Origin of the sequence: Bartonella gliris, assembly GCF_045277155.1 — a bacterium.
Lineage (GTDB): Bacteria > Pseudomonadota > Alphaproteobacteria > Rhizobiales > Rhizobiaceae > Bartonella > Bartonella gliris.
The window spans coordinates 276,854-291,848 of record NZ_CP123962.1 but is presented as its reverse complement, the minus strand read 5'-3'; the positions used below and the strand labels follow the sequence as shown (position 1 = coordinate 291,848).

Annotated in this window: 10 protein-coding genes; 2 read left to right on the top strand and 8 right to left on the bottom strand. The window is 37.2% G+C overall.

All coding sequences use genetic code 11. The annotated features are described in order from the left end of the window. Nucleotides 1-35 precede the first annotated feature (35 nt). The 4 genes from QHG54_RS01210 to glyA are packed head-to-tail and all read right to left on the bottom strand — an operon-like array spanning nucleotide 36 to nucleotide 3,563. Entirely contained in the window at nucleotides 36-653 is a 618-nt protein-coding gene (locus QHG54_RS01210) for a riboflavin synthase (protein WP_406604282.1), read from the bottom strand. Further along, nucleotides 635-1,762 (bottom strand): bifunctional diaminohydroxyphosphoribosylaminopyrimidine deaminase/5-amino-6-(5-phosphoribosylamino)uracil reductase RibD, encoded by a 1,128-nt coding sequence (gene ribD / locus QHG54_RS01205; protein ID WP_317994049.1) that lies wholly within the window; start codon nucleotides 1,760-1,762, stop codon nucleotides 635-637. Before ribD ends, QHG54_RS01210 begins: the two co-directional genes overlap by 19 nt. Beyond that, nucleotides 1,755-2,237, bottom strand: coding sequence for a transcriptional regulator NrdR (gene nrdR / locus QHG54_RS01200; RefSeq protein ID WP_317993326.1), 483 nt, complete (start codon nucleotides 2,235-2,237; stop codon nucleotides 1,755-1,757). Before nrdR ends, ribD begins: the two co-directional genes overlap by 8 nt. Before the next feature lie 12 nt (nucleotides 2,238-2,249). Further along, nucleotides 2,250-3,563, bottom strand: coding sequence for a serine hydroxymethyltransferase (glyA, locus tag QHG54_RS01195; protein ID WP_406604281.1), 1,314 nt, complete (start codon nucleotides 3,561-3,563; stop codon nucleotides 2,250-2,252). A 331-nt stretch (nucleotides 3,564-3,894) separates the two neighbouring features. Between glyA and argC the strand changes: the two genes are divergently transcribed. Continuing rightward, on the top strand, nucleotides 3,895-4,821 hold the full coding sequence (argC, locus tag QHG54_RS01190) for an N-acetyl-gamma-glutamyl-phosphate reductase (protein WP_317993328.1): 927 nt from the start codon (nucleotides 3,895-3,897) through the stop codon (nucleotides 4,819-4,821). Between the two features lie 29 nt (nucleotides 4,822-4,850). Here the strand turns inward: argC and QHG54_RS01185 are convergent, their stop codons facing one another. The 4 genes from QHG54_RS01185 to hfq form a co-directional block, all read right to left on the bottom strand. Further along, nucleotides 4,851-5,921 carry a COX15/CtaA family protein gene (locus tag QHG54_RS01185; protein ID WP_406604280.1) on the bottom strand — a complete coding sequence of 357 codons (1,071 nt, stop codon included), beginning with the start codon at nucleotides 5,919-5,921 and terminating at the stop codon, nucleotides 4,851-4,853. Between the two features lie 144 nt (nucleotides 5,922-6,065). Further along, nucleotides 6,066-7,832 carry a hypothetical protein gene (locus tag QHG54_RS01180; protein WP_406604279.1) on the bottom strand — a complete coding sequence of 589 codons (1,767 nt, stop codon included), beginning with the start codon at nucleotides 7,830-7,832 and terminating at the stop codon, nucleotides 6,066-6,068. A 141-nt stretch (nucleotides 7,833-7,973) separates the two neighbouring features. Beyond that, complete coding sequence (gene hflX, locus QHG54_RS01175; RefSeq protein WP_317993331.1) at nucleotides 7,974-9,317, bottom strand: GTPase HflX; 1,344 nt, start codon at nucleotides 9,315-9,317, stop codon at nucleotides 7,974-7,976. Between the two features lie 68 nt (nucleotides 9,318-9,385). Continuing rightward, complete coding sequence (hfq, locus tag QHG54_RS01170; protein ID WP_011179303.1) at nucleotides 9,386-9,625, bottom strand: RNA chaperone Hfq; 240 nt, start codon at nucleotides 9,623-9,625, stop codon at nucleotides 9,386-9,388. Between the two features lie 731 nt (nucleotides 9,626-10,356). On the opposite strand from hfq, the gene QHG54_RS01165 reads away from it, so the two are divergent. Next, the gene (locus QHG54_RS01165) at nucleotides 10,357-14,916 is read left to right on the top strand and encodes a hypothetical protein (protein WP_406604278.1); all 4,560 of its coding nucleotides are present in this window, start codon (nucleotides 10,357-10,359) and stop codon (nucleotides 14,914-14,916) included. The last annotated feature ends 79 nt before the right edge of the window (nucleotides 14,917-14,995 follow it).

Here is a 14,995-nt window from a genome sequence, read left to right as displayed (position 1 = left end):
TATAAAACACAAAGTTGTAAAAGTTATAATATCACTTATTCATCTTTTACTTTAAAATCAGACAATTTGGCAGCATAACGAGCAAATTGATCAATTTCTAAATTGACCTGATCTCCAATTTTAGCTTGTCCCCAAGTTGTCACTTTAAGTGTATGGCGAATAATAAGAACATCAAAAACACGATTCTCAACAGAATTAACAGTCAAAGATGTTCCATTAAGTGCAATAGAACCTTTATTTACAATAAAGGGCGTCAATCGTGATGGAACTTGTAGAAAAAAACGAACTGCATCACCTTCATTTTTCTGATCAACGATCTCAGCCAAACCATCAATATGACCAGAAACCAAATGTCCACCCATTTCGTCACCCAATCGTAGCGAACGTTCTAAATTAACAAAAGTTCCTTTTGTCCATTGTGCAAGATTAGTCAAACGCAATGCTTCTTCCCACGCTTCTACAGCAAACCAATTGTTATTCGCTTGTTTTGATCCTCTCTCAACAACTGTCAGACAAATCCCTGAACACGCAATTGATGCTCCAATTTCTAAACTCTTCATATCATAGCGCGTAGAAATCTTTAAATGCACTCCTTGGTTTAAAGATTGAATATCTTCAACACAACCAATATCCGTTATAATCCCTGTGAACATAACGTCTTACGCCTCCATTTATAAAAACGATCATTTCCAAACATTCTTGTCTCAACTTCATGAAATTGCGAAAGGTAATTCGCAAAATGAGGGGCTTCAATACGGTCTTCACCTAAAATAATGGGTGCATAAAAGCATATCAAATGATCCACACAACCAGCATTTAAAAACTTTTCTCCTGTCTTTACGCCTCCCTCAAGTAAAACGCTATTGATTCCACATTGATAAAGCAGCTGTAAAATAGCAAGAGGCTGCATGCAACCATTGCTCATTTCTACCGAATATACAGATACACCATACTGTTCTAGCGCACTTTTTTTGCGCTTCTTTGAAAGATTCGTCTTACAAATAACCCATGTAGGAATTGTTGTTGCAGTTTGGACAACTTTTGCATTAAGTGGAATGCATAAATCAGTATCCAAAATAATACGTATAGGCGAACGCCTCTCCATCCCTGGCAAACGGCAATTTAATTGCGGGTCATCGGCTAATATAGTGCCAATACCAACAATAATAGCATTATTTTGAGCACGTAGAATATGGGTATGGGTATGAGAAGTGATTCCACTAATTTTTATTCCACCCTGCCCTTTTTTTCCCACACCATTATCAGCAGAAATTGCCATTTTTAAAGTGACTGCACAGCGCTGGAGCTTCCTTATACACCAATGCGTGCACAACGCTTCAAAAGCCTCTTCAGCCAAAACTCCCTCAACAACCTCAATGCCAGCTGCGCGCAAAAGAGCAATACCACGGCCATCAACCCGCTTATCTAGATCAGTAAGAGCAATAACAACCCGTGAAACACCTGAATTTATAAGAGCATTTACACACGGCGAAGTTTTGCCATAATGTGAACAAGGCTCTAGAGTAACATAGGCAGTAGCACCACGGGCCAAGGGGCCTGCCATGTGTAAAGCTTGTATCTCAGCATGAGGCCTCCCGTGGATGGCTGTAACACCATAGCCAACAATGGAGGTCCCTGCACTACCATCATTTCGTGCGATTAATGTGCCGACAGAAGGATTTTCACCAGTAAGACCGACATGACGCTCTGCCAAACGGATAGCAGCAGCCATAAACCGCTCATCTTGCGCTTTTTCATTCATCAAAACAAGATTCTGTATCCGTTATACCCTTTGACAATTCGTCTATAACATCGTGAAAATCACTTGCATTACGAAAATCTCGATAGACAGAAGCAAACCGAATATAAGCAATATCATCAATGCCTTTCAATGCTTCCATCACAAGATGCCCAATTTTTTCCGAAGTAATCTCCGGTTCTCCTAAACTCTCGAGCCGACGTACAATGCCAGAAATTGCTTGTTCAAGATAATCGGGATCGATATTGCGTTTACGCACAGCTATATCAACCGATCGCATCAATTTATCACGATCAAATGGCTCACATCGACCACTTTTTTTAGAAACCAAAAGCTCACGCAGTTGAACACGTTCAAAAGTTGTAAAACGGCCACCACAAACAGAACACACACGCCGACGACGAATTACTGCCCCCTCCTCAGCAGGGCGCGAATCCTTAACCTGTGTATCCTCATATTGGCAGTAAGGACAGCGCATCTTTTTATATCCTTAACAAGTGCTAAGATAAGAGTAAAGAGGAAATTTATTTGTCATAACTTCTACCTTTTTCCTAACAGCCATTTCAACGCTACTATTGTCCTCATCGCTTTTTGCCATCCTGAGACCATCAAGAACTTCTGAAATCAGATGACCAATTTGAATAAACTCGCTTTCTGCAAAACCACGCGTTGTCGCAGCAGGTGATCCCAAACGAATCCCTGATGTCACAGATGGTGTTTCAGGATCAAAAGGAATACCATTTTTATTGCAGGTAATATAAGCACGTCCCAAAGCCAATTCCGCACGTTTTCCTGTCAAATTTTTGGAACGCAAATCAACCAACAACAAATGATTGTCTGTACCGCCAGAGACAATATTAAAACCATTATTCTGTAATGTCTTTGCTAGGGTTTTGGCATTAGCAACAACATTGGCACTATAATTTTTAAAAGCAGGCTGTAAAGCCTCCTCAAATGCAACAGCCTTAGCCGCAATCACATGCATTAAAGGACCACCTTGAAGACCGGGGAAAATCGCCGAGTTGATTTTTCTCGCTAAAGCTTCATCATTTGTTAAGATCAAACCACCACGAGGACCTCGCAGCGATTTATGTGTTGTAGTCGTCACAATATGCGCATGTGGAACAGGTGAAGGATGAACACCACCAGCGACTAAGCCAGCAATATGAGACATATCAACAAGTAAATAAGCTCCGATTTCATCTGTAATTTCACGGAATCGCTTCCAATCCCATAGGCGAGGATAAGAGGAGCCACCTGCTATAATAAGTTTAGGCTTACGTTCCTTTGCAAGACGCTCAACCTCCTCCATATCAAGAATTTGATCCTCTTTACGCACACCATAAGAAACAACATTAAACCATTTTCCCGACATATTGACGGATGAACCGTGGGTAAGATGACCACCAGAATTTAAATCCAACCCCATAAATGTATCACCAGGTTGGAGTAAAGCTAAAAACACAGCTTGATTCATTTGGCTACCAGAATTAGCCTGAACATTCGCAAAAGCAGCACCAAAAAGCTGTTTTGCCCGTTCAATTGCTAAATCTTCAACCACATCAACAAAGTGACACCCTCCGTAGTAGCGCTTTCTTGGATAACCTTCTGCATATTTATTGGTTAAAACCGATCCCTGTGCTTCAAGAACTGCTCTCGAAACAATATTCTCTGACGCAATCAGCTCAATTTCATGTTGTTGACGATGAAACTCCCCCCTAATTGCATCAAAAATTGCAACATCAACGGTTTGTAAATTATCATTAAAAAAGCGTTCTTGTGTGTCATTTGCTTGCTGGGTCATAAAACACGTTCCTAACATAAAAAAAATAAAGTAATGAACGATAACACAGCAAGCCGTGCAGACCAAATATTTTAAATTGTTTTTATTCAAAAATACAGTAAATATTTGCCTTATTTTTTTGTAATTTAAATCAGTTTTTTGCTATCTAACAATAAAATTCTAGCCTTGCAAAAACAAATAGTGCAAAATGAGTATTATGTTTATCTTAACATATTATTATTGCAGCATTTTTATCAGAAAATAACCTCCCACCTTAAGGTATTCAATAATTTACAATGCATTATAGTGTGACAAGCTGAATATGAAAAAAAATTGATTCAAGGCAAATAGAATGGCAACAAAAGTTTTTATTGATGGTGAACATGGAACGACTGGATTACAGATACAAAAGCGACTAGCAGAGCGTTCGGATTTAGAATTACTCTCTCTTTCTCATACAGATAGACATAACATTGATATTCGTCGAGACTGTCTTAATCAAACCGATATTGCTATTTTATGTCTTCCAGATAACGTTGCACGCGAAACGGTTAACCAGCTAAAAAATAATAAAAAAATTAGAATTATTGATAGTTCAACAGCTCATCGTATTACACCAGAATGGGTCTACGGTTTTCCTGAAATGACTGCAGGACAAAAGAAACGTATCCAAGAAGCGCGTTACGTAACGAATCCCGGATGTTATCCTACCGGCGCAATTAGCTTGATTCGACCACTCCGTGAAGCAGGTTTGCTAGACGCTTATTATCCAATATCAATTAACGCAATATCTGGTTATACCGGTGGGGGTAAACAATTAATTGCACAAATGGAAAACCAATCGCCAAAAGATGATCTTTACGAAAATTATTTCATTTATGGTCTTAACCTTAAACATAAACATGTGCCAGAAATTAAAGTCTATGGACAAATCAATCAAACACCCATTTTCGTACCAAGTGTAGGGCGCTTTCCTCAAGGAATGATTGTAAATCTTCCACTGCATCGTCATTTATTTACAAAAACAGCTAACTGTTCTGATTTGCGCGAAATTCTTGAAAATCATTATGCTGGACAGAATATCATATCAGTTGCATCACGAGAAGAAACTGATGAACTTAGCAAACTCAATCCAGAACATTTCGCACATACAGATGGTATGAAATTGTTTGTTTTTGGAAATGAAAGCGAAGGGATTTTCAATCTCTGTGCCATATTAGATAATTTGGGTAAAGGCGCATCTGCAGCTGCTATTCAAAATCTCGACTTAATGCTGTAGGGAGCTAATATTATCTTTAGTCATAAAAATCATTCAACAGAACGATATGCCCCTTTTGTTGCTCGCCAATGCGCAACTGAAAAACACAATGTTGCTAGCGCAACACTTTGATGAATGAGTCCTAAACTTATGGGGACTTCATGTAACAACGTAACAATACCCAAGAGCGCCTGAACAACGATCATGGCACATATAAAAAATGCACGACGAGAATGGGTTGAATGTGGAACATTCTTTTGTACATACAACGCATGAATAATCGCTGTAACAAATAAAAAATAAGCAAAAAAACGATGAATGAATTGGACCGTCAAGGGATTTTCAAATAAATTACGCCAAACGGGATTATGCTGTAGTAATCCATCGGGTATGATTTGCCCATCCATAAGTGGCCATGTATTATAAACTTTTCCGGCATGAAGCCCTGCAACCAAAGCACCAAAATAAATCTCAACCATAATCAGAACAACAAGCCAACCGGCAAAATTTTGAATCCTTTGATTTGCTGGTTTTTCTGAATATTCTGTAAGTCCTCGAGATAAATAAGTAACAAAAATAATAACAAAACATGCTGTGATAAGATGGAATGCCAAACGATATTGGCTCACGCTTGTTAGATTACTTTGGCCAATACCCGAAGCCACCATCCACCAACCAATGGCCCCTTGAACAGCAATGAGAATTGGTACAATAGCAAGCTGAACCAAAATATTTTTTTCAATAGGTTTGGTTATCCAAAACCAAATTAACCCCAGCAAAGCCACAAGCCCAACAAGACGCCCAAGAACGCGATGCGCCCATTCCCACCAGAAAATCACTTTAAACGCACTTAATGTCATATCGCGATTAAGCAGCTTATATTGTGCTATCTGTTGATATTTTGAAAACTCTTCCTGCCATTGCTCCACACCAATTGGTGGAATTACGCCGTGAATTGGTTTCCATTCAGTTATTGATAATCCTGATCCCGTCAAACGGGTAGCCCCCCCCACTAAAACAATCGCCAAACAAAGCAATAAAATAGAATAAAGCCACCCTTGAATGTGTTTTCGACTTTTTTTTTGCAATGATGTCAAAACACTCTTACTCTTTACTGTCATCTCTGATTGCCCCACGATTCTCTCCAACCACAATTCATTTCAAAGTCCAAACATTATATCTTAGCTATTCTAGTATGTATTGCAACTTTAGCACAAGACAAACGTACCACTATAACACGTGAAAAATATTCCTTAAGACATTTATTATGATGCAACCACGCGGTAAACAATCTTCGGAAACTTGTTTACCATTTGCATCATCCAATTCTGTTGATTAAGAACAATATTACAAATGTAATAATCTGTTAGCTCTGCAAATTGCTCAAATCCATATTGAGGTTCATTCGCCATTTCTAAAATAATAAAATCATAATCTTTTTTAAATTCTTGTAATACATGAGGGATATCATTTGAAAAATCTTGTGCACAAACAGCACTTGTTAGCCCTTGGGGAAGAATATCAACTCCCGTGTCATAATCACGATAAATAACATCCTGTAATTGGGCATTTCCCGTTAAAATATCACTTAAGCCCCGATGTGGACCAATTATTTTCTCTATTTGTTGACCAGAAAGATCCACCAACAAAACTGTCTTGCGATCTTTTATGAGATGAAGAGAAAGTTTCGCTGCTGTCCTAGCAGCTTCTGGCCCAATTATTGAAACAACTGTTGAAGAACGACCTTTCAAAACATCCGATAATCCCTCTATTGTAATACAAGCCTCAAGATTTTTCACCCCCCTAGATACTAAAATGCTCTCATCATTTTTAAAACCATTTTCTTCCGGTTGATCTTTTTTTATTCCAAGGCATTGATAAAACAATAAAAATCCTCCCAAAAGAGTGACTAAGCTTGCTAACACACCAACAATCATATTTTTTCCGTACAGAGCCATAAAAGAAATTGGCGCTAAAGTTGTTGGCACAACCACATGAATCTTTGTATTTTGCAAGAGAAGAGTATCCTTACTCATCTTTTTATTTTGCGCATCTACCACTGCTCTGATGTTATTTTCCAGCTCGTTAAACATTTGATTCAAAGATTGGGACTGATCTGTTATAAAAAGGCTAATCCTTTTTTTGAGCTGTTCTTCAAAGTTACTTGCAATAGCTTCATCTGAATGAATTTGATCAGCGATTTGCAAAATTTTATTTTCTAATTGATGAGAAATTACCTCTAATTCCGCAGTCATTGCCTTAATTTGAGGGTGTGTCCAACCTAATTGTGCAACCATATGCGCTCTTTGCGTTTCCAACAGACCACGCTTGGATTCTAATGCAGAAATCGCTGAATTGCTTGCAATAAATGATAAAGACAGTAAGGACTGTCCATTTGCGCGCATCATCTGAATGGTTGAATTCAAACTCGTTAAACGAATACGCTTTAAAGTTGCTTCCGTTAATTGCACAGAAAGATCATGAAGCTCCGTTTGTTTTAGATCATGGTGAATAAAAGAATCAATAGATGAGCGAAATCCCTGCACTATATTTAATACCGCAGTATTATCATATTGTTGATTAGTTTGCTGCTCTGCTAACAATAATCTTTGTTTCTGTTTTATAATTGCTTCTGAAAATGCCGAAAACCAAGTTTCCAATCCATGTTGGGCAGCTTCAAGTGTTCCTGCTTCAACAGTAAGGTTGATGAAATCACCATTGCGAGACAAACGAATACTTTCACGAAAACCTTTTTTTTGAGAAGCATCTAGAAAAAAATTCTTTAAGCTTGAATCATTTGAAAGAAAGGGTTGTGAAAATAAAAGCGCAACAACATTATTCTGTTTATCAATTGGCAAAGGTTTTCCCACAGAATCAGATAATGAAAATGTTAAAGTTGCTCGATAGGCTCGTGGCTGAACAAAGTAATACAAGCAACTCAAAAATGCACAGAACACTGCTAACAACAAAACAACCAAAATGTTTCGCATTACTGTATCTACCAACAGTTTCCTATTGCACTTAAAATTCATCTTTATTTCAACCGGCAAAATAATTCATATTTTTTTATTAAGAGAAAGTAGTAACTATCCTCTTAACTTGAGTTCATATTATTTTGAGCTAAGAAAAACGTAAACTTTAAGAAAAAATGTTTAGCAATATTTCAAAAAACTTTAACGCATATTTTGTTTGATATGATCTAGTCGTTTTTTTGCTTCAGAAGTAAGCACCGCTCTAATGGTAATAGAACCATCATCATGCCCTTCCTGCATTATTTCACCAGAATTTTCATAAAACCAATCAATAAGCGACATTTCATGAGGTCTTAAAAGATATTCAATGTTTTGCAGTTCTCCAAAAATTCGCTTTTCAATTGTTGTTAATAAGTGATCTAACCCATCGCCTATGAGCGCTGATACCATGACTGCAGGATTTAACCGTGTTTTTGCGCTTGTTTGCAAAACATTTATTGCATGCTCATCTAATATATCAATCTTATTCCAAACTTCTATGATATGCTCTGTATCATCAATATTGATACCAAGACTTGAAAGCACTTCTAAAACATCTTGGGCATGCGCACGATGATCAAGATCTGACATATCTCTCACATGCAGAATGAGATCAGCTTCAATCACTTCTTCAAGGGTTGCTCTAAAAGCCGCAATCAAATTTGTTGGTAAGTTAGAGATAAAACCTACAGTATCAGATAAAAGAACAGTTTTCCCATGAGGAAGAATAACTTTGCGCAAAGTTGGATCAAGCGTCGCAAACAACATATCCTTTGCTAAGACATCCGCACCGCTTAAACGGTTAAAAAGAGTTGATTTTCCCGTATTGGTATATCCCACCAAAGCAACAACAGGATGGGATGTTTTTTTTCTTTTCGCTCTATGAAGAGCACGTGTTTTAACAACTGTTTCCAATTCGCGACGAATACGAATAATTTTTTCTTGCAGAAGACGCCTATCCGCTTCAATCTGAGTTTCACCAGGTCCACCTAAAAAACCACGACCACCACGTTGCCTTTCTAAGTGCGTCCAGCTACGTACAAGCCTACTTTTTTGATAGGACAAATGCGCCAACTCGACTTGCAAGACCCCTTCCTTTGTTCGCGCGCGATCTCCAAAAATTTCAAGAATCAAAGCTGTTCTGTCGATAACTTTACAATTCCATAATTTTTCTAAATTACGCTGCTGCACTGGCGTTAGAAAATGATCTACAATTGCAAGTTCAATATGATATTCACTTATGTAATGGGCAAGTGCATCCACCTTACCCTTTCCGAACAAAGTCGCAGGACGCAAGGTAGCAATATTAACCGTTTCATAATAAACAACTTCTAACCTTATAGCACGCGCTAACCCCAGTGCCTCTTTGAGACGAGAAGACACTGAACATTCACATGAAGCGCTCTCACTTTTGTTTTCTTGAAAAACCGGTACCAAAACAAGTGCACGCACCTGTTCTACAACCTGTGAAAAAAATCCCTCACATCTCTCATTTTCATTTATCATAGCAGTTTAAGTACTTTTAAAATGGGATAAGAGATCTATAGTTTTGAGATATATCAAAAGTAGCTTGTTTATTCAGAGCTTTCACCTTCAAACATCTGTACAGGTTGTCCTGGCATAATTGTAGAAATAGCATGCTTATAAACCAATTGCGCATGTCCATCACGGCGTAAAAGAACACAAAAATTATCAAATGAGGTTACAATACCTGTTAGTTTAACGCCATTTACAAGAAAAATTGTAAGAGAAATTTTTTGCTTGCGCACCGTATTTAAAAATACATCTTGCAGGTGTTGTGATCGTTCTGCCATTATTCTTACACCTTCATTTCAAATTGCATAAAATACCCGTGCATGCATATCGACTGAAAAATATCGAATTGTCAACGTAGGAGCTTTAAAATTTAGCAAAAGACAACTGAATATTAAGAAAAAATACTCTTTAAAGCAATGAGCATCATAACTCATGAGACCAGTCACCACATATTTAAACTTCCTCGCCTTTACTTTTACTTTGTGTTAATTGCTTTTAAAAACTGCCCTTTTATTTTGTCCGTCAAAAAATTGCACAGATGATATATCTCAAACTACATACATTTTTAAAGGAGTGTAATAGCAAATTTCTTTCATTCAAAATCTTAGGCATAATAAGTAATGGCATCATTCATCAATTTTTCATCGACAAAAAGGATATGCACAGACATAAATTATAAACACATCCGCACACCACAGATCTGTTTAAAACGTTGTGCATAACTGTCATCAAATTTCTCTCATTTTAAATAAAGCAATCTCATAATCCTATCTATAAACCAGAGTTGTAAACAATATTTTTATTCTGTTTATAATCTAATAATGATTTGTTTTTATTATATTTTATACCATTTTAAAACACAGAAAAGAAGCTACATTAACTTTATCTTGATAAGTTTTCAAAATTTTGCCCTGAACGTATTCCTTTCTAAATAATTAACAGCTAGTATACTGCAATTATCTGGAGGAGGACGTATCCCTTTTCCATCTGTAAAGAGTACGAGGAGAGTATGGCACGCAGAACCAAATTACAAACATTTGAAGTTGAAGTTGAAGAAGCTCTCACAAAAGCTATGGATTTCAATTTTGATGATGCCGGAATTGAAACGATATCATCCAATAATTCCGAGAATGTCGTGAATGTAGATGATTTGATTCAAAAGATTGCAATGGCAGAAGAAGAAATTTTTGCTGAAAACGGTACTTCGATTCTTGTTTCAAATATTCACGATAACACTGTTGTTGATGAATCCGTTGTTGAACAGCTTTTTGCCTCAAAACCCACGCATGAACTCTCGGGTGGAACCGTACACAAGACATTATTATCTACACAACCTCTCCCTGCTAATGATGATCTAACAACTCCTCTAAATTTTGAAGCATTAAGGCCGAATTCTGTATCTCGAATCTATTTGTGTACAACAGCGCTTAGTGCTCTATGGGCAGCAGGAGGTGCTTTTATTGCTCATAAGCTAGCTCCTGCTGGACTTGGTTCTTTAGCGAATATTACAACTTTTTTTACATCACCAACTGGACTAGCTGTAGCAGCGGGAACAACAATTCCTATCTTGATATCTTGGGGATTTGCTCAATTAACAAAACGTTCAAATGAACTGCACAATATTGCCGTTCTTATGACAAATGCTGCGCAACGCCTCAGTGAACCGCATATATCTGAAAAACAAGCTGTTGCTATAGGACAGACCATTCGTGAAGAAGTAGCAGCAATGAACGAAGGGATTGAACGTACCCTTGGACGTGCTGTTGAGCTTGAAGCTATTATACAAGGTGAAGTTCACAACCTAGAACAAGCCTATGCTGAAAATGAATCGCGCATTCATACATTAATTAAAGAATTGAGTAATGAACGCATAGCCATTTTGAATCATGCTGATCGCGTACAGTCAACAATTAAAGGAACACAGGAACAACTGAGTGATGAATTTGGCTTGGTTACCTCTAAAATTGTAACCAATGTTGAAAAGCTTGCACAAACTCTTTCTCAGACTTTACAAAAACAAGGAGAAGATCTTGTTGCAAAACTTTCCTGTGCAGGCGACGGTGTAACGAATCAGCTTGCTGAAAAATTTAACGAAACCACAACGCAGATTCAGCAAAAAAACACAGAGTTTTTCCACGAATTAGGGAAAAACTTTGATGGTTTCTCAGAGCGTTTTGATAACAATGAAAAACAAATAGAGAAAACCTTTAATGCAGCAGCCGCTAAAGCTGAAATGCATATCGCTAAAATTGCAACCCATATACAAGCAGCAACAGATCAAACTCTATATAGTATTGATGAAAAATTCAAAACATTAGATGAAGTCATTGTTGATCGCAATAATCAATCTTTACAGAATTTTGATGAGAAAATTATGCAACTCGACGAGCAAGCATATAAACTTTCTTCTAAATTTGATAATGTAACTTCAGAAGCAATTGAAGCCTTTGAAAGCCGTTTAGCAACTGTTGATCTTTCTCTCAAAGAACATAGCGATTCTATAATAGAATCCTTCATTGCTCGTACTCAGACTCTAGAAGATAATGCTGAAAAGCTTGGTAATTTCTTAGAGGCTCACGCCGTACAAATTAATGCAAGTCTCAAAGAAAGAACAGCTGATATTACCAACGCTTTCACAAGCGGACACGATAATATTCTTTCTGCAATCGACAAAAGCAAAGAAACGCTGAGAGAAGAGATTAAAAATGTCGATAATGCAATTGTTGATATCATACAAGAACGCTCTCAGGATTTCAAATTACAACTTTCTGATCAAAGAGAGATGATGGCCAATATGCTCGACAGCGAAAAGAATAAAATCGCTGATACATTAAAAAATCAGATTGATGTCTTAACTAAAAATGCTTCAGGTATTGAAAAGGTTCTGACTGATAATGTTCAAATTATTGATCAACATGCTGAAACTCATATGGCAAATATAGCTCAGTGCACAGAGAAGCTACAAGAAGTTATTACGCAAAGCTGTAATACAACTAAAGATGCTTTAGAAGCACAAGCTAGAAATATTGATATACGTGCTGATGCTTTACGCGATTCTTTGGCTATTAATAGTTTTTCTCTTAACGAAGTTCTTGCAGATCAGGCACGTACACTCGAAAAACGGATGGAAACAATCCATAATCTCATCGCAAAAAGCGATATACGTGTTGATGTCGCGTTAAAGCAACAGATAGATTTAGTTGAGAACGCAATTGTTGCCAATAACAGGAACATCACTGAAACTGTTCAAGGACATATCAAAAACCTCGAAGATCATACCGAAATTCTCAGGAATACTCTTTCTCAATCTAACGGTAAATTCTTTGAATCCCTTGAGACACACGTGGAGTCGTTCGACGCGAACCTAGAAGTTCGTGCACGCAAAATTTTTGAATGTGCAGCCATGCTAGAGGAAACATTATCCGAAAAAATTGGACAAGTATGTGAAACTATCGAAAACCAAACATCTGCTTTCGGAGAACGCTCTGACATATTACAAACATCTATCATCCTTAATAATGAACAAAGCCAAGCAATTCAACAAGCACTAGAATCAAGTGTCAATAATATACGCATCACATTAGAGGATTCCGTTAATACAGTTACAGGTAACCTGCATGATAAAATTATAAAAGCCTCTGATATTCTTTCTGCTAAAGGTGAACAGATAATTTCGTCTGTTGCTAATGTTGCTGAAAAAGCAGAAAATATTCTCTCGGAATCTGGCAATCGTATTGTATCAAATGTTAAACAAACAGTTTATGATACCGGTGAAAAAGTTCTTTCTGTGCTATCTGAGCAGACAGCGCATGCTATGGAAGCCTTCACAATGGCGAGTCATAATGCACAAACATTGTTGAATGAAACAATCCATACTTCAACAACCGCAATTGAAGAAGTCCTCAGTGAACGTTGCAATGTTCTTCATCATTCTATGCAGAATCTTAAAAATAATCTAGGAGATCAGCTTTCTGATGTAAGCAATCGTTTGGAAGAAGCAAGAAGTCAGACAGCTACTCAAATTTCAGGGCATGTTGGAAAACTCACAGAGTTAACAAATCATTTAAATCAGGCTGCACAGAATACAACTGAATCAATTGGTCATTTAACACAGCATATCAGTGAACAGCTCTCTCTCTCAACACAAGACGTTGAACAAAGAATTTATGCGCAAAATGAATCTTTAGTGAATAGCTTAACACAAACCAATTCTGAAACACTTCAAAGTGTAACCGCTATGAAGGAAGATCTGGTCAATAATGTCTCATCCATCGTTGCGCAATTGAATCAATCAATTTACAGCTTCCGCGAAAACAGTAATGTTTTATTATCAGCAGTTCAAAATATCGATGGTCAGTTTAGCGAGACTGCGAATAATTTTTTCCGTAACTCTCACCAAGTGGCAGAGCATTTATCAGCCTCAAATCAAGCTCTCAATAATAATGTAGAGGTTCTACAAGATCTCTCACAAAACACATTTGAAAAAATTAGTCATATAACCAACAGTTTTGGTGAACATGCTAAAACACTTTCTGAAACCATTCACGTTCTCGAACAGTCTGAAAATTCAATCAGTGCAACACTTGAGGAAAAACACAACACGCTCTCTGCGTTAAGTAATGCTCTTGTTTCGAAATCCCATGAAATCAATAAACTGATTGAACATTATGAAAATGTTCTCAGTTCGGCATTTGAACGTACTGATAAAAATGCACGTAATTCTACGCATTCACTCCAACAATCACTTAATCAGCTTATTAATGAAGCCTCTACACGTTTTTCGGGAGCAGCAGAAGATATACGTCGCTCAGCTGATGAAATTCGCTTAGAACTTTCAAAAATTAACAATGATATTAATGAAAACGTTCACAAGTTGCCCGAAAAAACAAAGGAAACAACGCAAACAATTCGCTCTGCTCTGAATGAACAGATTACAGCATTAAAAGATTTAGTAAACGTTATACAAAAAAGCAATCAAACTAGTGCAAAAGAGAAATTAATACCGGCAATTGCTACATCATCACCGCTTCACAGAAGTGATAATATCTCTCCTGAAATCATCAAGAAGATAGTGCCACCTAAGCCTGTTTTGCAACAGGACCACAGTAAAAAAAGGCAAAATAAATGGGTATCAAGTCTCTTGGAGAGAGCTTCGCGTGAAGAAACTTTGTGTGAAGAGACACCTGATAATGCTGTTTTTGCACCAGTACAAACAAAACCGCGTTCTGTAAATGGATCGCTTAACTCATTAGCCGCTGGTATAGTACGAGCAATTAACCACAATGCTATCGTTGAGTTATGGGATCATTATAAGCGTGGACAAAAAAATATCGTAACAGAACATCTTTATACCTTAAATGGGAGAGCCATATTTGAAACGGTTAAGAAAAAATACATGAGCGATGTTAATTTTAAAAATTCTGTTAATCAGTACATTGAGGATTTTGAAAAACTCTTACGCAATGTATCTCATAGTTCTACTTCTTCCAACGCAGTTCGAAAATATCTGATATCAGATACTGGAAAAGTCTACACTCTGCTTGCTCATGCAAGTGACCGAATCTATTAGATAACAACAGAAGTGGAAAAAGTGTATTTTTCCACTTTTTTCTTCTCCAGTTTTCTTCATCATTTATATAACACATTGG